The sequence below is a fragment of the Aminobacter sp. BE322 genome (genome assembly GCF_050433525.1).
GTDB lineage: Bacteria > Pseudomonadota > Alphaproteobacteria > Rhizobiales > Rhizobiaceae > Aminobacter.
Genome location: NZ_JBNPXB010000009.1, coordinates 78,386 through 98,963, shown reverse-complemented (window position 1 = coordinate 98,963; position 20,578 = coordinate 78,386). Strand labels below are relative to the sequence as shown.

Below are 20,578 nucleotides of genomic sequence, written 5' to 3'. Positions count from 1 at the left end.
GAGCTAGCGCATGAAGGTACTTTTCGCCGGCGGCAACGGCTACACGCCCGAATTCAGCGGCGGGGTGCAGTCGAGCACCCATCACCTGGTCGAGCAGCTGCGTGCCCATGGCCACGAGGCCTCGGTGCTTGCCGCATTGTTCGGCGACGGCATGTTCGGCCTCAAGGCGCGGGCGAAGATGAAGCTGCTGGGGCAGCGCGCCGTGATCGACTGCTTCCCCGGCTACCCCGTCGTGCGCGCCTGGTTCCCGTGGGAGGCCGCGGATTTCGCCGTCGACAAGCTCGGGCCGGACGTCGCGGTGGTCCAGTGCCATAAGTCGGTGCCGATCGGGAAAGCGCTCGAAGCGCAGGGCGTGCCACTGGTCGTCTATCTGAGGAACGTCGAATTCCACGAACTCGCCGGCGATCTCAGGGAACTGCGTTCGGCGCACTACATCGCCAATTCGGAGTTCACGGCCCGCACCTACAAGGACAAGTTCGGCATCGAATCGACGGTCATCCCGCCGACCATCAATCCGGCGCACTATGCCACCACGACGAGCGGCCAGTACGTCACCCTGATCAACCCCTACAATGAGAAGGGCTTCGAACTTGCCGTCAGGATCGCGGAGCGCTGTCGCGACATTCCCTTCCTGTTCGTCGAGAGCTGGAAGCTGGCCGACGATCACCGCGCGCGCATCGAGGAAACGATCGCGCCGCTCGGCAATGTCAGGCTCGAAAGCCGAACCAACGACATGAAGACGGTCTACGGCCGCACCAAGGTCCTGCTTGCGCCGAGCAAATGGGAGGAGGCCTGGGGTCGCGTGGCCTCGGAGGCGCATTGCAGCGGCATCCCGGTCGTCGGTTCGCGGCGCGGCGGCCTGCCCGAGGCCATCGGCAGCGGCGGCATCGTGCTCGACTACGATGCACCGCTCGACCTTTGGGTCGCGGGGGTACGGCTGCTGTGGGACGACCAGGTCGAATATGAGCGGCTGTCCGAAGCGGCGCGCGAATTCTCCCGACGCCCCCAACTCGAGCCCGACGCACAGTTCGCCACCTTCATGGCCGTGCTCGAGAAGGCCGCGGCACAGCGCCTCGACCGGGCCGCGGCCTAGGCACGCTCGTTTGCCGATCGATTTCCAAGGGCGCGAAGCGATGAAGGTCTGTTTCGTAGTCGACAAGTTCCCCTCTCTTTCCGAGACTTTCGTCCTCGACCAGATATCGGGATGCCTCGACCGAGGAATGGAGGTCGGGGTCGTCTGCAACCAGACGACCTTCGGTCGGGAACCGAACATCGACGAGGCTCGTTGGCGCAACCTGCCCGCCGGCGCGGCGAGGTGGTGGGGCCCGCTTGCGCCACTGCGTCCCCATATGCGCAACTGGTCCGGCCGGCTGTGGGACAAGGCGTCGACCGCGCTCGACATCGCTCTCGCCGGCAAGCTCGAGAAATACGACGTCATCGTCGCCCATTTCGGCAACAACGGCCTGCGGGTCGCCAGGGCGATGAATCGGCGGCGCATTTCGGCGCCGCTGGTGACGGTATTCCACGGCCACGACGTGGGCGCGCCCATGCATGATGGCACGCTGTCGCGCTACCGCGCCGTTTTCGAGCAGGGGGCGTTGCAGATGCCGGTCAACGGCTTCTTCCGCGACGCGCTGATCGGCGCAGGCGCCAGGCCAGAAACGGCCGTCGTGCACCACATGGGCGTGAAAACCGAGGAGATCGCGTTCCGGCCGACAGCGCGGATCGACACGCTGGCGCTGATTTCGGTCTGCCGGCTGACTGAGAAAAAGGGCATCGAATACGCGCTCCGCGCGCTGTCGCATGTCTGGTCGCGGCGTCCGAATTTGGAATGGACCTATACCGTCGTCGGCGGGGGCGAACTCCTCAGCGACATGAAGGAACTTGCAGCGAGGTTGGGGGTCGCCTCGCGTGTCGACTTCCTCGGACCCCTTCCGCATTCGGAGGTCAGGCGACGGCTCGGCGAGGCGCATGTCTTCCTGCTTCCCAGCGTCAAGGCAGGCGACGGTGACCTCGAGGGCATTCCGGTGGCGCTGATGGAGGCCATGGCGGCAGGGCTGACCGTCGTCAGCACCTTCCATTCGGGCATTCCCGAACTGGTCGAGGACGGCGTCAGCGGCCTGCTGGCCCCCGAGCGCGACGTGGCGGCGCTCGCTGAAAAGCTGATCTGGGCCGCCGACAATCCCGAGGACTGCGAAGGGCTCGCCGTGGCGGCACGGCGGAAGGTGGAAGACGAATTCAATTCCACGCGGCTCAACGACGCGTTCGCCGACACGCTGGTTCGGCTGGTCGAAACGAGGGCAACTGCATGACCGCCGAGCCCCAGCCACTCGGACGCATCGCGTTGCGCGGTGGCGTGTTCACTGCCGGCGCCCAGGCCGCCAAGATGGTCATCCAGCTGCTGTCGGTGGTCATCCTGGCGCGGCTGCTCGTGCCGGAGGATTTCGGCCTCGTCGCTTCGGTCGGCCCCATCGTCGCCTTTGTCGGACTGTTCCAGAATCTGGGGTTGCAACAGGCGGTCATCCAGCGACCGCAGATCGACCAGGCGCAGCTCAACCGGGTGTTCTGGATCAGCGCCCTTGCCGGGCTCTTCTGCACAGCTGCCGTGGCAGCCCTGTCGCCTGCGGTTTCCGCCTTCTACGGCGATGCGAGGATGACCGGGATCACGCTGGCTGCGGCCCTGCCGCTGCTGTTCGGCAGCCTTGCTGCCCTGCCGCTTGCGCTCATGAACCGCCACTTGCAGTTCGGCCAACTGGCGATCAATGACGTGCTGACCGCCGCCGCGAGCCTGGTTGCCGCCGTAGCGGCGGCCTATGCCGGGCTCGGTTACTGGTCGCTGGTCATCGGGCCGGCGGTCGGGACCTTGGTTACCCTGCTCGGCGCCTGGTGGGCGACGCGGTGGCAGCCGGGCAGGCCCGACGTAAAGGTCGATCGCGAGATCCTGTCCTTCGGGGCGAACCTCACGGGGTTCAACCTGGTCAACTTCTTCTCGCGCAACCTCGACAACATCCTGATCGGCAAGTTCTCGGGACCGATCGAACTCGGCTACTACGACCGCGCCTACAAGCTTCTGCTGTTCCCGTTGCAGAACATCAACCAGCCGCTCTCGCGGCTGATGGTGCCGCTGCTCAGCCGCATACAGGACGACAAGCCGCGTTTCCGCAACCTCTACCTCAGGACCAACTGGCTGCTTGCCGCGATCACCGTTCCAGGCATCGCCGCGCTCACCATCGCCGCCGAGCCGGTCGTGTCGATCCTCTTCGGCGAGCGCTGGCTGCCGGTGGCGCCCATCTTTGCCTGGCTCGGGATCGCCGGCCTCATGCAGCCTGTGTCCAGCACGACCGGCTGGATATTCATCTGCCAGGGCAAGACCAGGACGATGTTCCGGTGGGGCATCTATTCGGCGCTGACGACGGTGCTGTCCTTCGTCGTCGGCCTGAAATGGGGCGCGGTCGGCGTTGCCGCCGCCTATGCGATCAGCGGCTATGTGCTGCGGCTGCCGGTCCTAGCCGTGCTGATGCAGCGCGTCGGGCCGGTGTCGTCGATCGATTTCCTGATGGTCCAGGCGCTGCTCATCGTGGCCGCGGCCGTGGCCTGGATCGGCTACGGCTATCTGCCGGAAACGCTGGTCGCTCAGTCCAACATCGTAGCGGCCGCTTCCGCGGCGATCCTAAGCTACGCGGTGGCGCTGATCTTCATGCTCGCCGTGCCGCAGTCCCGTCGCGCCCTTGCCGAGGCCTGGAAGACCATCGCCCGCAACATCCGCTGATGGATCAGCAAGCAGGGGCCGGAGAAGATCCGCCGCCGACATCGCCGAGGCATGCTCCTCGAGCACTGCCTTGAGCGTCGTGCGCTGATAACCTTGGAGGTCGGCCAGGAAGGCGGTCAGCTTGTCGCCAGCCTTGTCCGGCGTGACGGTGTCGATGTCGAGCAGGAGGTCGGCCACGCCGACCCGCTTGGCCAGTTCCTTGGTCTTGAATTCGTAGGCGATCGGCAGCACCGGGACGCCGACGCACAGCGACATGATCATCATGTGCATGCGTGTCGCCACCACGAAGTCGAAGCCCTTGACCAGTTCCATCAACTGTTCGGGCGTATGGAAGGAGGGATCGACGGTCACATGCTGGGCGATCTCGGGAGCAAGCCCCGAGACGATCGCGCGCGCGGTCTTCGAATCGTCGTGGGCGTATTCCGGCACGCCCTGGCAGGTGGAAACGAAGGTCACCTGCTTGCCGTGATCGCGTACCAGCCTGGTGGCGACTTCGCGGACGGAATCCATGTAGCGACCCATCCCGTCTGCGCCGTCGTTGACGTAGTTCCAATGACGCACCGAGATGCCGACGCGACCGGTCGGCACGGGAGCTTCGCCGGACGAGAGTATAGCCTCGATGCGCTTCTTGTCGGCGAGCGCGAACACCGAGTCGGCCACGACATGGCACTTGTCGGGATCGTCGACCAGATCGCGCAGGTGCTGGCGCGAACGCTCGTCGCGAAGCAGGATCAATGGGCTGCGGGCGAACACGGGCTTCAGTTCGCGGCGATTGTAGTCCTTGTCGAATGGCCCGAGCGACTGGGTGAAAAAGACTGGGTCCTTGCCGAACAGCGCATCGATCCGGAACTGGTTGAGACGCCGTTCCAGATTATAGTTCTCGACCAGGTAGGTGCCGCCGGTGGTGATGACCAGGTCGGCCTCGCGATACATGTCGAGGCTGCGACGGTCCTCGGCACCGAACATGGTCTCGTCGAGCGCGCGGCTCTTGCCGTAGTGCCGCAATGCGCTCAGTGCCAGTCTGTTGTAGATCGGCTTGGCGAGGTTCTTCAGCCGGTTGTCGTCATAGGGGTATTTGAAGATCGATTCGGACAGGAGCTTGCGGATCTCGATGTCGGGATAGTCCCGCTTCGGATAGAGCCGCGAGGCCACCTCGGGCTGGCTGTCGAAAACCTGGAATCGAAGCTCGCCGTCATAGGCCGACTTCAGAATATGCCTGATGGCGAGCAGGATCGCGGCGTCTCCGGTGTTCAGGCAGACCGTGTTCTCGACGATGACTTTCTTCATGCAGGCTCGCCTCCTCGTTTCCATCCGGACGCTGGGACAAGGCCAGACTAAACGGGCTATTTTGCGGCGCAACAAGAGTTGAGTGGCTGCCGGTCAATAATTGTTGCGACGCAGCAAATCGTCCTCTAGCTTTCCCCGCGGGTGGGCCAAACTGCGAGCGTGGATTCATGCTGCATGTTCTGTACCTCGTGCATGACGTATCCGATCCAGCTGTTCGCCGTCGGGTCATCATGCTCAAGGCCGGAGGCGCACGTCTTACATTGGCCGGCTTTCGCCGGACCGCGGAACCGGTCGAAGACGTCGAGGGCCTGAAGCCCGTCGACCTCGGACCGACCCGTGATGGCCGCTTCGCGCAACGGCTCGGCGCGGTGGCCAAGGCCGCCGCGAGCATTTCCGCGTCGCTGAAAGGCGTGCCGGTCCCCGACATCGTCATGGCGCGCAATCTGGAGATGCTGGCGCTGGCGCAGCGGGCGCGAACTGCGCTCGGCTCGCGCGCTGCCATCGTCTACGAGTGCCTGGATATACATCGGCTGGTGCTGCGGGAAGACCTGGTCGGCATCGGCCTTCGCCGCGTCGAGCGCATGCTTGGCCGCAATGTGAAGCTTCTGCTGACCAGTTCGCCGGCCTTCGTAAGGCAATACTTTCAGAGGTTCGGCCAGATCGACGCCCCCGTCGCGCTCGTCGAGAACAAGCTGCTGGACCTTGCCTCGGATGCAGTCCCGCCGGCTTTAGACTCCATTGTTGCAGGCCCGCCCTGGCGCATCGGCTGGTTCGGCGCTTTGCGCTGCCGTCGCTCGCTCGAACTGCTGGCGGACTTCACCCGCGCCAGCCAAGGCCGCTTCGAAGTGGTCATGCGTGGCCGGCCGTCGCTCACCGAGTTCCCGGACTTCCACGGTTTCGTCGCATCCGAGCCCCATTTGCAGTTTATGGGTGCCTATCGAAACCCGGAGGACATGGCCGGCATCTACGGGCAGGTGCATTTCTCCTGGGCGATCGACTTCTTCGAGGATGGTCAGAACTCGAAGTGGCTACTGCCCAACCGGCTGTATGAAGGCTGCCGCTTCGGCGCGGTGCCGATAGCCATGGCGGAAACCGAGACCGCCAACTTCCTGGACCGGCAGGGCGTCGGAGTGATCCTCCGCAAACCCACGGTCGAGGTTCTCGCCGAAGCGCTCCAGGACGTCACTCCGGAGCGTTACGAGATCTTGCGTCGCGGCGTGCTTGCCCGCGATCCGAAGACCTGGAGCTGTGACCGCTCCGATTGCCGCGCGCTGGTTGCGATGCTTGAACGCGTCGCCTGCGATTCACGGGCCGGCGAGGCCGGCGCCATCGCCGCCTGAAACGAAACAATCTCCATAGCGACGCATGCCTGAAAACCCTTCCTGCATCATTGTCATCCCTTGCCTCAACGAGGAGCGCCACATCGGCGCCCTGCTCGACCAGCTTCGGCCGGCCGCGGATCGCCTCGGCGCGTTCATCGTCGTCGCCGACGGCGGCAGCCGCGATGCGACCCGCGCCATCGTTGGCAGGGCTGCGCTGGAAGATGCCAATGTGGTGATGATCGACAATGCCAGGCGGATCCAGAGCGCTGCGCTCAACCTCGCCGTCGAGCGCTTCGGCGACGGCGTCGACTATCTGATCCGCATCGACGCGCATGGCGGCTACCCCGACGACTATTGCGATTGCCTCATCGAGGAAGCCCGTGAGACGGGGGCCGATTCCGTGGTCGTCTCGATGCTCACCAAGGGCACCGGTCTGGTGCAGCAGGCCGCCGCAGCCGCGCAGAATTCCAGGCTTGGCACCGGCGGCTCGAAGCACCGGCATCGTTCGTCGGGCGAGTGGGTCGATCACGGCCACCACGCCCTGATGCGCGTGAGCGCGTTCCGGGACCTAGGCGGGTACGATGAGAGCTTCAGCCACAACGAGGACGCCGAGTTCGACCATCGCCTGCGCCAGGCCGGCTGCAAGATCTGGATGAGCGGCCGGACGCGCATGACCTACTATCCGCGCAACTCGCTCGTCGGCCTCTATCGCCAGTATTTCGGCTATGGGCGCGGCCGCGCCAAGAACGTGCTCAAGCACCGGGTCGCGCCCAAGCTCAGGCAATTGGCGCCGTTGATGGTGGCGCCTGCGGCTTCGCTGGCGCTGCTTGCGCCGCTGCACGCGGTCTTTGCCGCACCGCTTATGCTGTGGGCGGCCACCTGCCTCGGCTATGGCGTCATGCTTGGTCTTCGCACTGGGGCCCCCAAGCGGGCTCTGGCCGGCATTTCGGCAATGGTCATGCATTTCGCCTGGTCGCTGGGATTCTGGCTGCAGCTGCTCAGCGCCGGAACGAGAAGCAGGGCCGCATGATGATTGCCGCCAGCATAGACATCTGCGTCTGCACCTTCCGGCGACCGGCCCTCGCAGAGACGTTGCGCTCGCTTGCCGCCATGGAAATGCCGGCGGGCTACCGGATCGGCGTGATCGTCGCAGACAACGACGACAGGCCCAGCGCACGCGCATTGGTGGACGATCTTGCCGCTCAGTTGGCGCTGCCGATCAGCTATGTCCACTGTCCGGCGCGCAACATCTCGATCGCGCGCAACGCCTGTCTGGAGGCGAGTTCCGCCGACTTTATCGCCTTCATCGACGATGACGAGAAGGCGACGAGCCAATGGCTCGGGCGTCTGGCCGAGACTGCGGAGAAAACCTCCGCCGATGTCGTGCTCGGGCCGGTCCGGGCACGCTACAGTTCGACTGCGCCGAGCTGGATGCGGCTGGGCGACTTCCACTCGACCTACCCGGTCTTGGTCGCCGGAGAGATCCGCACCGGCTACACCTGCAACGTCTTGCTCAGGATGGCGGCCGAAAGCATCGCCGGCCGGCGCTTCAGCCTGGCGCGCGGCCAGACGGGCGGCGAGGATACCGAATTCTTCGGCCAGGTCTTCGAGGCCGGAGGTGGCATCGCCTATGCCGAGGATGCATGGGTGGAGGAGCCCGTACCCGCAACGCGTGCGACCTTCGGCTGGCTCACCAAGCGCCGCTTCCGCGTCGGGCAGACGCACGGCAGGTTGCTGGGGTCGAAGACCTCCGGCATGGGCCTGGTCCCGGCGTTTGCCCTCGCTTCGGCCAAGGCCGGCTATTGTTTCGCCGCGGCCGGCCTCGGCGTCTTTCGGCCGGTTGGCCGCAACCGGAGCCTGCTGAGGGGCATCATGCATGTCGGCGTGCTGAGCGGGCTCATCGGCATGCGCGAAATCCGCCTCTATGGCGACGAGGGAGGCCAGCGTGCGGCCTGACGTCAGCTTCGTCATCGCGGCCTACAACGCGGAACCCACGCTCGCCCGCGCCGTGGACAGCGCGCTGGCCCAGAGGGGCGTTTCGGTCGAGGTGATCGTGGTGGACGATTGCTCGTCGGATGGGACGCTGGCGGTGGCGCAATCCTATGCCGACAATCGCGTGCGCGTCGTGCCGCTCGGGCGCAACGGCGGCCCCGGCGCGGCCAGGAACGCCGGGCTCGACGCGGCCCGCGGGCGCTGGGTGGCGGTGCTCGATTCCGACGATTCGGTGCTGCCGGACAGGCTCGCGACGATGATATCGCGCGCCGAGGCCGAAGATGCCGCCATGGCCGTCGACAATCTCGTGGTGATTCGAGAGGACGGCACCGCCCCCGATACGATGTTCGTCCCAGGACAGCTCGAACAGCTCCCGGAACTCACCTTGGCCCGTTACATCGATGGTAACCTGCTGTTCGAAGGTACGTTCAATTTTGGTTACATGAAGCCGATATTCTTGCGAGGATATCTGGACGACAACCATCTCCGCTATAAAGAAGACCTGCGCATCGGCGAGGATTTCATCCTGCTGGCCAGCGCCCTCGCCATGGGCGGCCGATGTGTCGTCGAACCCGCCGTAGGCTATGCCTACCATATCCGTAGCGGCTCGATTTCACGGATTCTTGAGCTTCGCCATGTCGAGGCGATGCAGTGCGCCGATGCCGTTTTCGAGCGTGTCAACAGGCTCGACGGAGAGGCGCGCCAAGCGTTCACGCGCCGCACTCGAAGCCTGAGTAGGGCTGCCACATTCCTGTCATTGGTTCAGCACATCAAGTCGCGGTCGCCGCTCAAGGCGATGCGGACGGCTTTGCGCGACCCGTCGGCGATCCGCCATCTGCGGATGCCGATCGCGGTACGGTTGCGGCGGGTCGCGGAGCAGTTCGCGGGTCGGCCGGGCAGGTGAGGCGACTGCCTCTCCGTACGGCCAGACGAAAGACGAGGAGACTACAGTGATCGATAGGAAAGGCACGATGAAGAAAGTCAGGAAGGCGGTGATACCTGTTGCAGGTCTCGGAACGCGGTTCCTCCCGGCCACCAAGTCGATGCCGAAGGAGATGCTCCCGGTCGTCGATAGACCGGTGGTGCAATATGCGGTCGACGAGGCCCTCGAGGCCGGCATCGAGCACATCGTCTTTGTGACCGGCCGCAACAAGGCGGTCATCGAAGACTATTTCGACCTTCATCCCGAACTGGTCGGTACGCTCGAGCAGGCCGGAAAGGTTGAGCAGATCAAGTCGCTGGAAAGCCTGCTGCCCGTGCCCGGCGCGACCAGCTTTACGCGCCAGCAGGCGCCCCACGGGCTGGGCCATGCGGTCTGGTGCGCCCGCGACATCATCGGCGACGAGCCGTTTGCACTGCTCTTGCCCGACATGGTGTCGTTCGGAAAACGCGGCTGTCTTGCCGAGATCATGGAACTCTACGAGCAGACCAGCGGCAACGTGATTGCGGTCGAACAATGCGATCCCAACGAGACGAACAAATACGGCATCGTCGGCAAGGGACCGGATGTCGTCGCCGGTTTCGAGGTGACCGCGATGGTCGAGAAGCCCGCTCCGGCCAAGGCGCCGTCGAACTACTACATCAACGGCCGCTACATCCTGCAGCCAGAGATATTCCAGCTGCTCGGCACGCAGACGCGCGGCGCCGGCGGCGAGATCCAGCTGACCGACGCCATGGTGCGCCTTGCGGCCAGCCAGGCCTTCTTCGCGAGGCCCTTCCAGGGCCGCATGTTCGATTGCGGCTCGAAGGAAGGCTTCATCCAGGCGAACGTGGCCTTTGCGCTGAAGCGGGCCGACATCCGCGACTCGGTGCTCGACGCGATCCGCGAGATGGTCGCCGAGCAGGATCACGTCGCCGCCGCCTGAGTTCGCCAATCGTCGAGGGCGGCCGCGCGCGGCCGCCCTCGATTCCGTTTTGGCAGTGCCGCAGGCACGCCCGCTTGCAACGAGAATGCGTGGCTGAAATCGGCTTCGCCCAGAACCCTTCGAGCGACGTTACGCTCAAGCAAGAACTGGAACGCAGATGAACTACGCCAGCTTCCCTTTCAACGGCCGTGTTGCGCCTGCTTCCCAGGAAGCGGGGGAGGCGAGCGACTTCATCGACCTCGAGCGCCTGCTTGCCATGGCCAAGCGCCAGGCCAGGGTGGTCGGCATGGGCGCGCTGGTTGGGCTCGTCCTCGGGCTGGTCTACCTGCAGACCACGCCGCCGACATTCACCGCCATGACCCGCGTCCTCATCGACGAGGGCATGAACAAGATCGTCGACGAGGTGTCGGCGACGCCGGTCAACATGCAGACCGACGCGGCCATCCTCAGCCAGATCGAGATCATCAAGTCGGCGCGGCTGGCGGCGGTCGTGGTAGAAAAGCAGAAGCTGGACGAGAACCCCAGCTTCATGCAGCCGCCGCAATCGCTGGTGTCGCGGCTGTTCGGTTATGCGCGCAGTGTCGTCCAGATGTTCCGCTCGCGTCCGGACATCGCCGCCGGCGGACCGGAACTGACCGAGGCCCAGCGCAAGGCGGCGGCAGATGCGACCCTCAAGGAGCAGGCCGTGCAGACCCTGCAGGCCAATGTCATGGCCGAACGCCTGGGCCGCAGCTACGTCATCTCCATCGCCTATCGCTCGAATGATCCGCAGCTGGCGGCGGCCATCACCAAGGCCTATGCCGATGCCTTCGTTTCGGACCAGCTCGACGCCAGCTTCGACGCCACCGAAAAGGCCGCCGTCTGGCTCCAGGGCCGTATCGAGGAACTGCGCGCGAGCTCGCAGGCGGCGGCTCTCGAGGTTGAGAAATTCCGCGCCGCAAACGGCCTAACCGCGGCACGCGGCGAAACGATCGCCGAGCAGCAGCTCTCCGACCTGAACGCCCAGCTCATCCTCGCCCAGGCGGATACGGCAAAGTCGCGCGCCCGCTACGAACAATATCGCATCATCGTCGAGAGCGGGCCGGAAGCAGCCGTGCGCAACTCGACCCTGTCGGCGGAGGATCCGGGAAACCCGGTCATCTCGGAGCTGAAGAAGCGCTACGCCACCGTGTCGAAACGCGAACAGGAAATCTCCTCCGGCTTCAGCGCGGACCATCCGCAGGCGGTTGCGCTGCGCAAGGAACAGGCGGATCTCGCCAACCAGATGTTCCGCGAGCTCAGCCAGCTGTCGGAGACCTATCGCAACGAGTACGAGGTGGCGCAGTCGCGGGAGACCGCGCTCCGTGACAGCGTGGCAAAGGCCACCGGCCAGAATTCGGACGCCAACCAGGCCCAGGTGCGCCTGCGCGAACTGGAACAGCAGTCGACCGCCCTCAGTACGCTCTACCAGACTTTCCTGTCCCGCTACGAGGAGGCGTCGCAGCAGCAGTCGTTTCCGATCGCCAAGGTGCGCGTGATCTCAGAGGCGACCATGCCGCGCGGGCCCTCGAGCCCGCGGACGTCCCTGGTGCTCGGCCTCTCGCTGGTGCTGGGGCTGATGATGGGATCGGCATTCGGCGCGCTCAACGAATTCAATGAGCGCTTTTTCCGGACCGCCGACGACGTTCGCCAGCGCCTTGGCGTCAAGTTCCTGGGTTACCTGCCGCTGATCGGTGCGTCCGACGACAAGAAGGGCAAGGCCAAGGACGGCAAATACGTCAAGGATGGAGCTCCGGCGGAACCTCCGACCAAGGTCTCGGCGGCCGCCGAAAGGCGGGCACGCATGCGCATTGCGATCGATTCGCCTGCCTCGATGTTTGCCGAAACGTTGCGCAACACGAAGATCGCCGCCGATGTCGTGCTGCAGGACGCCGGCTGCAAGGTGATAGGCGTCGTCTCGATGCTTCCGGGGGAGGGCAAGTCGACGGTGGCGGCCAACCTGGCAGGGCTGCTCGCGAACAATGGCGCAAGGACGTTGCTGGTCGATGGCGATCTGCGTAACCCAGGTCTCAGCCGCAGCCTTGGCATCGACGCAGATCAGGGGCTGGTGGAGGCGGTGGTCAACGACCAGGGATGGCAATCCGTGGTCAAGGTAGACCGTCAGTCGAAGCTGGCCATCGTTCCGGCCGTCGTGCGTGGCCGCTTCTCGCACACCAGCGAGCTGCTGTCGTCGGCACGCATGCGCCGCTTCATCGAGGAAGCAAAAGGGACGTTCGAATACATCGTCGTCGACCTTCCGCCGCTTGGCCCGGTCGTCGACGCCAAGGCGTTCGCGCCGCTCGCCGACGGCTTCGTGCTGGTGGCCGAGTGGGGTGCCACGCCGCGCCCGCTGGTGCGCTCCGCCCTCAATGCCGAGCCCCACATCGCCAACAAAATCCTTGGACTGGTGCTGAACAAGGTCGATCTCAAGCGTCTGCCGAGCTACGGTGCCTATGGCGGATCCGAGCAGTTCCTCGGCCAGTATTCGAGCTACTACATCGACAAGAGCGAGGCCAGGGTGAAGGCCGCTACCTGAACTGGTCCGGCGATCAGTTTCTGCACCGTCACTGCGTGGTCTTGTACCTCACGGCCTCTTCCGATCCGCGCGTGGCATCGCCCGCGCTGTAGGAATGCGCTCCCGAGCCGGCAAGCTTGCCGCCGTCGACGATCAGATATTCCTCACGGATCGGACGGCCTTCGAACCAGCATTCCAGGATCTCGCGCGTGCCTGCCGCATAGCGCGCCTGGGCTGACAGCGACGAACCCGAGATATGCGGCGTCATGCCGTGATGCGGCATCGACCGCCAAGGATGATCCTTGGGGGCCGGCTGCGGGAACCAGACATCGCCGGCATAGCCGGCAAGCTGACCGCTTTCGAGTGCCCGGGCGACGGCGTCGCGGTTGCAGATCTTGCCGCGCGCGGTGTTCACCAGATAGGCACCGCGCTTCATGCGGGAAATCATCTGCTCGCCGAAGAGGTTCTCCGTCTCCGGATGCAGCGGAGCATTGATGGTCACCACGTCGCAAATGCCGACCATGGAGGACGCGTCGGGGTGGAAGGTGACGCCGAGTTCATTCTCGACAGCTGTGGGCAGCCGGTGGCGGTCGGTATAGTGCAGCTTCACGTCGAAGGGTTTCAGCCGGCGCAGCACGGCGCTGCCGATGCGGCCGGCGCCGACGGTACCGATCTGCATGCCCTCGATGTCATAGGAGCGGGCCACGCAGTCGGCGATGTTCCAGCCGCCGCGAACGACCCAGTCGTAGGACGGGATGTAGTTCCGCACCAGCGACAGGATCATCATCACCACGTGTTCGGAAACGCTGATCGAGTTGCAGTAGGTCACCTCGGCCACCGTGATGCCGCGCTCCATCGCCGCTTCGAGATCGACGTGATCCGATCCGATGCCGGCGGTGATCGCAAGCCGCAGCCTGCCGGCCTTGGCGACGCGCTCCTTGGTGAGGTACGCCGGCCAGAAGGGTTGCGAGATCACGATCTCGGCGTCGACGAGTTCGCGCTCGAAGACGCTGTCGGGGCCGTCCTTGTCGGAGGTGACGATGAGGCTGTGTCCCGCATTTTCGAGAAATGTTCTCAGGCCGAGTTCGCCCGACACGCTACCAAGCAGGGCGCCGGGTTCGAAGTCGATCGCCTTGGGGCTGGGCAGCGTCTGGCCGCCGGGATAGCGATCAAGCTTCGGCAGGCTGTCGCGGGCATAGGATGCCGGGTAGCCGTCGACCGGATCGTCGTAGAGGACGCAAAGAACCTTGGCCATATTTCATCTCCCTTCGCCTGGCAGCGACGAGGAAGATCCTGACTGTCCACGCGTCCAGGAGGGCGGATATGTTTCGGGAGACCGCAGGGCCCTGCGACCCACTCCTGGCACTTCCTCGGCTGGAAAGCTGTGCGCTCTTCCCAGATAAATGGAAGCGCGGGGCGTCGTTTCAAGGTACGGCGGCCGTCGTCCCATCCGAAGACGGCGAGGATCGCCAATCGCCGATTAGGAGTACAGGAGGCGGCCGCTCTTGCCGCCGACCCGCACCGCCGTCAGCCTGCCGGTCTTGAAGGCACCGGTGTCGATGTCCAGCCGGCGTCCGTCGAGACGAGGGCGCTCGATCGGCGTATGGCCGTGGATCACCCAGCGATCGAGGCGCCGCGATGCTTCGAAGAAGTCATCCCGGATGTAGAGCAGGTCGGTGTCTTCCTGCTCCAGCAACGGCACGCCCGGCCGGATTCCCGCATGCACGAAGACGAAGCGGTCCGAATAGGCGAGGATCGGCAGTGATCGCATGAATTCGATGTGCTCGCGCGGGAAATTGGCGCGGATGTAGCCGTCGAGCCTCGCGCTGTTTCCGTAGATCTCGGCGAGATGTTCGGGGTCGATATCGTAGGAAAACAGCGTGCTGCGCGCGCCGGTGGCCAGCCATGCGTCCAGCGATATCCTGCCGTCGAGATAGTCGAGCGTCTGGGTCTCGTGATTACCGACCAAGCAAATGCGCTCGAAGCCGACCGGCGGCGCAGCCAGCAGGTGGTCCAGGACCTTCGCCGAGTCGGGTCCGCGGTCGATGTAGTCGCCGAGCATGATGATGAGCTTTCGCCCGGGCAGCCGTGCCGCATCGGCGACGATCTTTTGCTCCAGCGAGCGCAGTTCGCGGTAGCAGCCGTGCACGTCGCCTACCGCGTAGGCGACGGTGTCGGCGAGGTTCAACTGGAGGCGCTCGCGTTGCCCCTGCCGGTCGGGTGTTCGGAATTTCAACAGACTGTCGGCCTTGTTCGAGCGTTGTCGGTTACCGCAAGTCTATCGCCCGTCATGCTCCCGATGGCAATCTCTGCTGCGAAACAGCAGGATGCAGCGTGTTCGTTGGGCCGCAAGGTTGCGTCGCACCAGGCCTCCGCCGGGTACCGCTCATCTCCCAAAGAGTGTGATCGACCCTGTACCGCCCCGTGCGTGGATCTCCGCGTCGGCGGTGCCGAAACATGCTGCATAACGTCGAAAGCGAAGCGCTAAACTGCGCGACTCAGCTATGCTGAAGGGCAGCTAAACCTGAGGGAGCCGAAGCTCCCGACCGATACAATCTTGCGATGCAGGCCCCCCGTAGAAAGCGGTTCCATCCGATCAAATCGTGTTTCCAACCTCGCGCCGGGCGCCCGCGTTAACCATTGGTTAACCATCAGCCCATAGGCATCGAAGCAACGGAAAATTAACCAAGATGACCAGAGTGCTAACAGACACGCGTCCGATCCGCCTCAAGGGCCGCTCCTTCCTGGCGCTTACGCTCTCGCCGGATCTGCCCTTCGGCGAATGGCTCGATCGGCTCGATGACCTGTCGGGGCGTTCTGCGGGCTTTTTCCTCGGGCGCCCCATCGTTCTCGATGTCGAGAACCTCGATATCACCCGGTCGCAACTGGCGGACCTCGTCAGCGCGCTCGCCCAGCGCAACGTCTGGATCATGGGAATCGAGGGCGCTCGTCCCTCGCTGCTGGGCCCAGGCATGCCCCCTGCCATGAAGGGTGGCAGACCGGCTCCCGATTTCGAGGCGCTGGCGACCGAAACGAACGGGCAGGGCACGTCTCCGGCGCCGGCGCTGCCGGCCGAGACCCAGATGGTCCGCCCAGTGCAATCGATCATCATCCATGAGCCGGTGCGGTCCGGCCAGTCGGTCGTCTTTCCGGAAGGCGACATCACCATTCTGGGGTCGGTCGCCTCGGGCGCGGAAGTCGTCGCCGGCGGATCGATCCATGTCTACGGGGCACTGAGGGGGCGGGCGTTGGCCGGCTCGGTCGGCAATGCGTCGGCCCGGATCTTCTGTCGGAAGCTGGAAGCGGAGCTGCTGGCGATCGACGGCCTCTACATGACCGCCGAGCACATGGACCGCAAGCTTCGCGGCCAGGCCGTCCAGTTCTGGCTCGATGGCGATGCGATCATGGCAGAACTTCTAAACTGAATCGGCGGCAGACCGGAGGACAGGAGAGCGAGATGGCGAAAGTAATCGTGGTTACATCGGGCAAGGGCGGCGTCGGCAAGACGACCTCGACAGCGGCCCTCGGAGCGGCGCTGGCGCAGCGGAACGAGAAGACCGTCGTCGTCGACTTCGACGTCGGCCTGCGCAATCTCGACCTCGTCATGGGGGCCGAGCGGCGCGTGGTCTACGACCTGATCAACGTCATCCAGGGCGACGCCAAGCTGCCGCAGGCACTGATCCGCGACAAGCGCCTGGATACGCTGCACCTGTTGCCGGCATCGCAGACCCGCGACAAGGACAACCTGACGCCGGAAGGCGTCGAGCGGGTGATCGGCGAACTCAAGCAGTCCTTCGATTGGATCATCTGCGACAGCCCGGCCGGCATCGAGCGCGGCGCAACCCTGGCCATGCGCCACGCCGACATCGCGGTCGTCGTCACCAATCCGGAGGTCTCGTCGGTACGTGACTCCGATCGCATCATCGGCCTTCTCGATTCCAAGACCGAACGGGCAGAGCGCGGCGAGCGGGTGGAGAAGCATCTCCTGCTCACGCGTTACGATGCCAACCGCGCCGAGCGCGGCGACATGCTGAAGGTCGACGACGTCCTCGAGATCCTGTCGATCCCGCTGCTCGGCATCATTCCGGAAAGCATGGACGTCCTGCGCGCCTCCAACCTGGGCGCACCGGTAACGCTTGCCGACAACCGCAGTGCGCCGGCTCTCGCCTATCTCGACGCGGCGCGCCGGCTTGCCGGTGAATCGCTGCCGGTAACCATTCCGGGCGAGAAGCGCGGGCTGCTCAGCAAGATTTTCGGGCGGAGGGCGGCGGCATGAGCATCTTCAATTTCTTCAACAAGAAGAGTTCTGCGCCGACCGCACGCGAGCGGCTGCAGGTGCTGCTTGCGCACGAGCGAGCCACCGAAGGGCACTCGGACCTCGTGGCGGTACTGCGGGAGGAAATCCTCGCCGTCATCGCCAAGCACGTCCAGATCGATCGCGACAAGGTCAATGTGAAAATGGACCGCGGCGAAAAGGTCTCGACGCTCGAAGTCGACATCGAGATCCCGCTCAACACGCGTGTCCGCGCTGCTGATGGCACTCGACCCGGTGGCAGCGCCGCTACCGCCAGGCCGAGCCAAAGGAGGACAGCATGACCCGAGCGGAGCTGCTTGCAAGGCTTCAGGAACTGCAGCAGATGCCCAAGTTCCAGAACCGTGACATTTGCACGATCAGTGCCGTGCTGTCCAAGGAGGCACTGAGCAAGCACGTGGAGGTCTGCGAATCGGCCGCCGGCGCGCCGGGCCGGATGGACGGGCGATAAGCCGAGATCGAAATTGCGGCGCCCGGTTCCTGCCCCAAGTTACTTCGTTCCGATGCCTTCAACGATCGCCTGGGCCAGCGTCTCTACAGCGCGCTGACCGGGCAGGACGCCGATATGGGCGACGGAAGGAAGCAGCAGCTTGCCCTCCATACGCGGGGCGCCACCAGGCAAAGTCGACGCGGCAGATCGGGGCATCCGTCGTGTAGGTGCCCGCAAAGGGCTGGGCCGCGAGCCTGGGCCTTGAGCAATGATGCCGTGGTCTGCTCTTCGACAACGTCGAAGAGCAGACGTTTGTGCCGAACGACCAGTTGGCGAAGCCGGCATTGTCCAACAAAACGCAAGTTCCATAAGATAGATTATGCGAGGTGCGAACATCTGCACGCGCGCCACTGTCGCATTTCCAGCCGTCGGCCTGCCTCTGAAATCAATCATCCGTGCGGCCTACTCCTCAAGGCGGCCCGTGGCGTCACGATCGCGCTCGTATCGTCTTGCGAGCGGAAACGGCGGCAACCAGGACTCGCGACGGACGGTCCAGAGTTCGTAGGTTGGCATCAGTTGGTCGGGGGCATCCAGGGACCCCAGGTTCACTTCTATTTCGTCTGTGGTGCGCGCGAAGATGGACGAGCCGCAGCTGGGACAGAAAAACCGCCCGGCGTAGTCGCGTGTTTCGCCTTCGATCGTCACCGCGTCCTGCGGAAACACCGCGGAAGCGTGAAAAAGAGCCCCGTGATGCTTGCGGCAGTCGAGACAATGACAAAGGCCGACCCGGTATGGGCGGCCCGACGCCACAATTCGGACGTTGCCGCACAGGCAACCGCCGGTGAAACGGTCCATGCTGCGTATCCTCCAAGTTCAGCGCTCGGTACGTTAACAACGACCCCGGCGGGCGTCCATGAAAGATGCGCCAGCCTGCCTGCAGCAGCGTTGCGGCGCTGTGAAGGGGCGTGCCGGCGGACGGAAGCGCCGGTCGAGCGGTCGGGGCTGTGCAAGCCTGATCGGAGGCGTCCGGTAGGTGTTCGATCCCGGTACCTGCCGGAGCGGTTGCGGATGAAACATTGCCAGTGAAGTTGTTTCTGCAATACAATCAATTGATGTAGTATGACAGCGGATGCCAGCCAGGGTTACGATGAATTCGAGTGGAGCCGGCTGCGAGTGCTTCGGCAAACGCTTGCAGTCGCCTTCTGAAACGAACGATGCACTGTGCATCCCTGCGCTCACGAAGTTGTGATGAAGCGCTAACGGATGAAAAACTGTCGGGGACCAGACTGTCTTTCATGAAGTCCATGTATCTGGCTCGGTCGTTGTTGGGGCTGGTCGTAGTACTGGCGCTGTCGCTGCATTTTGCGGCGCCAGCTTCGGCTGCGGTCCTGAGCACGGCGCCAGCCAAGCACTCAGTGATCGAGACGGGCGGATGCGGCCAGGGCGGTCCCTTCAATCCCCTGCCCGCTTCGGGATGCCATTCCGTGCATGCCTTCACCGGTATCATGCTGTTCGGTGCGCCCACGCAGATCCGCGAACGTAGCCAACCGCCGACTGCACTAACGCTTGCCGGCATCGAGCCTGTCAGAGACGACCGACCACCCAGCGACGAGGCGATCTCCTAGCCCTTTCGCAAAATTCTCTCTCACAGGTGCATCATGATAAATCGTCGTTCCCTCATGCTCGGTGTGGCCGCCCTGTTTGCGGCGCCGTCCGTGGCCACAGCTCAGAAGGCGAAGGCCAAGGCCTTCGTCCTCGACCCGAAGTTCCAACCGCAACTCGTGGATTTCGAACCGCAATATTCTCCTGGAACAGTCGTGGTCGATCCCAAGAACCGGTTCCTCTATCTCGTGGAGGACGTCGGCGTCGCCCGGCGCTACGGTGTTGGCGTCGGCCGCGCCGGCCTGGCCTGGTCGGGAACGGCCGAAGTCGCCCGCAAGGCGAAGTGGCCGACTTGGACGCCGACCAAGAACATGATCAAGCGCGATCCCGAGAAATACGCCAAGTATGCCGATGGGGTTCCGGGCGGACAGTCCAATCCGCTGGGTGCACGAGCCTTGTATCTCTACCGCAATGGCCGCGATACCTACTATCGCATCCATGGCACCAACGAACCCTGGACGATCGGGCGGGCAGTGTCGAACGGCTGCATCCGCATGACCAACGAGCACGTCCAGGACCTCTACGAGCGCGTGCCGGTCGGGGCTACGGTCGTGGTGCTGAGCTGAGGTTTTGCCAACGCCTGCCCGCCGGCGCTGACGCCGCGGGCAGGCCTGGCATTGGAACCTGGCGCGTCACCCGTCGGTGACGACGGCATCCATCGGAATGTCGTGGGCCTGCGGATAGATGGTGCGTATGCGGCTTTCCGTGTAGCCGATGCCGATGGCGAGCGGTCGCTTCGGCGCGGCCGCAAGCGTGCGATCGAAGAAGCCGCCACCGTAACCCAGCCGATAGTTTGCCGCGTCGAAGCCCACGACCGGTGCGATGACGACGTCGGGCTGCACGGCAGGACCATTGGCGGGGACAAGGATGTTCCAGACGCCGCGCTCGAGCGGATCGCCCGGCGACCAGCCACGGAATTCCAGTGGCCACGCCTTCCTGATGACGACCGGCAGGGCGATGCGGCCGCCCCGGGCGATGACGCTGACGGCCCAGTTGCGCAGGTCCGGCTCGCCGCGGAACGGCCAATAAACGCTGATGAGCCGTCCGCCCACCTTGCCGATGGCCAGGTCCAAGGCCGAGGCGATTCTTTCCGATCTGGCCTTTCGCTCGTCCGCGCCGACGGTCAGGCGCTGGTCGATCAGGCGCGCTCTTTCCACTTTCCGCCAGCCGGCCACTTCGGGCCAGTTGTCCTTATGGACCGGCGCGGTGCCTGGGGCCGGCTCGAATTCATGCATGTAGCATGGCGGGGACGCATATTCGGCTGGCTCATGGGGTTCGCTCTTGTCCGACATCGCATTCCCTCTCCCGTCGCAGCACGACGATTGCGTCGCCTTGAGAAGCTGGGCCGATCCAAGCCGGAAGGCAAATGGAATTAAATGCTGGATTACTGCAAGAAAATTGCATTG

20 protein-coding genes are annotated in these 20,578 nt (G+C 64.5%); 15 read left to right on the top strand and 5 right to left on the bottom strand.

Features of this window, described 5'->3' with window-relative positions:
- Nucleotides 1-10: 10 nt before the first annotated feature.
- From J2X50_RS14655 to J2X50_RS14645, 3 genes are read left to right on the top strand one after another with little or no spacing between them, the layout of a single operon-like run.
- A complete protein-coding gene (locus J2X50_RS14655; RefSeq protein ID WP_429096057.1) occupies nucleotides 11-1,093 on the top strand; it encodes a glycosyltransferase in 1,083 nt (360 codons plus the stop codon).
- A gap of 40 nt (nucleotides 1,094-1,133) precedes the next feature.
- Entirely contained in the window at nucleotides 1,134-2,312 is a 1,179-nt protein-coding gene (locus J2X50_RS14650; protein ID WP_429096055.1) for a glycosyltransferase, read from the top strand.
- The gene (locus J2X50_RS14645) at nucleotides 2,309-3,769 is read left to right on the top strand and encodes a lipopolysaccharide biosynthesis protein (protein WP_429096053.1); all 1,461 of its coding nucleotides are present in this window, start codon (nucleotides 2,309-2,311) and stop codon (nucleotides 3,767-3,769) included. Before J2X50_RS14650 ends, J2X50_RS14645 begins: the two co-directional genes overlap by 4 nt.
- Here J2X50_RS14645 and J2X50_RS14640 read toward each other — a convergent pair.
- Nucleotides 3,671-5,056 carry a polysaccharide pyruvyl transferase family protein gene (locus tag J2X50_RS14640; RefSeq protein WP_429096051.1) on the bottom strand — a complete coding sequence of 462 codons (1,386 nt, stop codon included), beginning with the start codon at nucleotides 5,054-5,056 and terminating at the stop codon, nucleotides 3,671-3,673. The genes J2X50_RS14645 and J2X50_RS14640 overlap by 99 nt on opposite strands.
- Nucleotides 5,057-5,223: 167 nt before the next feature.
- Between J2X50_RS14640 and J2X50_RS14635 the strand changes: the two genes are divergently transcribed.
- The 6 genes from J2X50_RS14635 to J2X50_RS14610 all read left to right on the top strand — a co-directional run bounded on the left by J2X50_RS14635 (nucleotide 5,224) and on the right by J2X50_RS14610 (nucleotide 12,789).
- Entirely contained in the window at nucleotides 5,224-6,396 is a 1,173-nt protein-coding gene (locus J2X50_RS14635; protein WP_429096050.1) for a glycosyl transferase family 1, read from the top strand.
- 25 nt (nucleotides 6,397-6,421) lie between these two features.
- On the top strand, nucleotides 6,422-7,408 hold the full coding sequence (locus tag J2X50_RS14630) for a glycosyltransferase family 2 protein (protein WP_429096048.1): 987 nt from the start codon (nucleotides 6,422-6,424) through the stop codon (nucleotides 7,406-7,408).
- Nucleotides 7,408-8,334 carry a glycosyltransferase family 2 protein gene (locus J2X50_RS14625; RefSeq protein ID WP_429096191.1) on the top strand — a complete coding sequence of 309 codons (927 nt, stop codon included), beginning with the start codon at nucleotides 7,408-7,410 and terminating at the stop codon, nucleotides 8,332-8,334. The genes J2X50_RS14630 and J2X50_RS14625 overlap by 1 nt, the downstream gene beginning before the upstream one ends.
- On the top strand, nucleotides 8,303-9,274 hold the full coding sequence (locus J2X50_RS14620) for a glycosyltransferase family 2 protein (RefSeq protein WP_429096046.1): 972 nt from the start codon (nucleotides 8,303-8,305) through the stop codon (nucleotides 9,272-9,274). Before J2X50_RS14625 ends, J2X50_RS14620 begins: the two co-directional genes overlap by 32 nt.
- Nucleotides 9,275-9,341: 67 nt before the next feature.
- On the top strand, nucleotides 9,342-10,235 hold the full coding sequence (locus J2X50_RS14615; RefSeq protein ID WP_429096044.1) for a UTP--glucose-1-phosphate uridylyltransferase: 894 nt from the start codon (nucleotides 9,342-9,344) through the stop codon (nucleotides 10,233-10,235).
- Between the two features lie 157 nt (nucleotides 10,236-10,392).
- Nucleotides 10,393-12,789 carry a polysaccharide biosynthesis tyrosine autokinase gene (locus J2X50_RS14610; protein ID WP_429096042.1) on the top strand — a complete coding sequence of 799 codons (2,397 nt, stop codon included), beginning with the start codon at nucleotides 10,393-10,395 and terminating at the stop codon, nucleotides 12,787-12,789.
- A gap of 28 nt (nucleotides 12,790-12,817) precedes the next feature.
- Here the strand turns inward: J2X50_RS14610 and J2X50_RS14605 are convergent, their stop codons facing one another.
- The gene (locus tag J2X50_RS14605) at nucleotides 12,818-14,023 is read right to left on the bottom strand and encodes an NAD-dependent formate dehydrogenase (RefSeq protein WP_429096040.1); all 1,206 of its coding nucleotides are present in this window, start codon (nucleotides 14,021-14,023) and stop codon (nucleotides 12,818-12,820) included.
- Between the two features lie 225 nt (nucleotides 14,024-14,248).
- Nucleotides 14,249-15,004, bottom strand: coding sequence for a metallophosphoesterase family protein (locus J2X50_RS14600; protein ID WP_429096038.1), 756 nt, complete (start codon nucleotides 15,002-15,004; stop codon nucleotides 14,249-14,251).
- Between the two features lie 454 nt (nucleotides 15,005-15,458).
- On the opposite strand from J2X50_RS14600, the gene minC reads away from it, so the two are divergent.
- From minC to J2X50_RS14580, 4 genes are read left to right on the top strand one after another with little or no spacing between them, the layout of a single operon-like run.
- Complete coding sequence (gene minC / locus J2X50_RS14595) at nucleotides 15,459-16,193, top strand: septum site-determining protein MinC (protein ID WP_429096036.1); 735 nt, start codon at nucleotides 15,459-15,461, stop codon at nucleotides 16,191-16,193.
- A 32-nt stretch (nucleotides 16,194-16,225) separates the two neighbouring features.
- Complete coding sequence (gene minD / locus J2X50_RS14590) at nucleotides 16,226-17,044, top strand: septum site-determining protein MinD (RefSeq protein WP_340037190.1); 819 nt, start codon at nucleotides 16,226-16,228, stop codon at nucleotides 17,042-17,044.
- Complete coding sequence (minE, locus tag J2X50_RS14585) at nucleotides 17,041-17,364, top strand: cell division topological specificity factor MinE (RefSeq protein WP_429096033.1); 324 nt, start codon at nucleotides 17,041-17,043, stop codon at nucleotides 17,362-17,364. Before minD ends, minE begins: the two co-directional genes overlap by 4 nt.
- Nucleotides 17,361-17,531 (top strand): hypothetical protein, encoded by a 171-nt coding sequence (locus J2X50_RS14580; RefSeq protein WP_429096031.1) that lies wholly within the window; start codon nucleotides 17,361-17,363, stop codon nucleotides 17,529-17,531. Before minE ends, J2X50_RS14580 begins: the two co-directional genes overlap by 4 nt.
- A 441-nt stretch (nucleotides 17,532-17,972) precedes the next feature.
- Here J2X50_RS14580 and J2X50_RS14575 read toward each other — a convergent pair whose 3' ends face one another.
- The gene (locus J2X50_RS14575; RefSeq protein ID WP_429096029.1) at nucleotides 17,973-18,365 is read right to left on the bottom strand and encodes a GFA family protein; all 393 of its coding nucleotides are present in this window, start codon (nucleotides 18,363-18,365) and stop codon (nucleotides 17,973-17,975) included.
- Between the two features lie 440 nt (nucleotides 18,366-18,805).
- Here J2X50_RS14575 and J2X50_RS14570 point away from each other — a divergent pair, with 440 nt between their 5' ends.
- Together J2X50_RS14570 and J2X50_RS14565 are read left to right on the top strand one after the other, a co-directional pair.
- Nucleotides 18,806-19,135 carry a hypothetical protein gene (locus J2X50_RS14570; protein ID WP_429096027.1) on the top strand — a complete coding sequence of 110 codons (330 nt, stop codon included), beginning with the start codon at nucleotides 18,806-18,808 and terminating at the stop codon, nucleotides 19,133-19,135.
- A gap of 54 nt (nucleotides 19,136-19,189) precedes the next feature.
- A complete protein-coding gene (locus J2X50_RS14565; RefSeq protein WP_429096189.1) occupies nucleotides 19,190-19,738 on the top strand; it encodes a L,D-transpeptidase in 549 nt (182 codons plus the stop codon).
- Nucleotides 19,739-19,804: 66 nt separating this feature from the next.
- On the opposite strand, the gene J2X50_RS14560 is transcribed toward J2X50_RS14565, so the two are convergent.
- Nucleotides 19,805-20,464 carry a 5-formyltetrahydrofolate cyclo-ligase gene (locus J2X50_RS14560; protein WP_429096025.1) on the bottom strand — a complete coding sequence of 220 codons (660 nt, stop codon included), beginning with the start codon at nucleotides 20,462-20,464 and terminating at the stop codon, nucleotides 19,805-19,807.
- Between the last annotated feature and the right edge of the window lie 114 nt (nucleotides 20,465-20,578).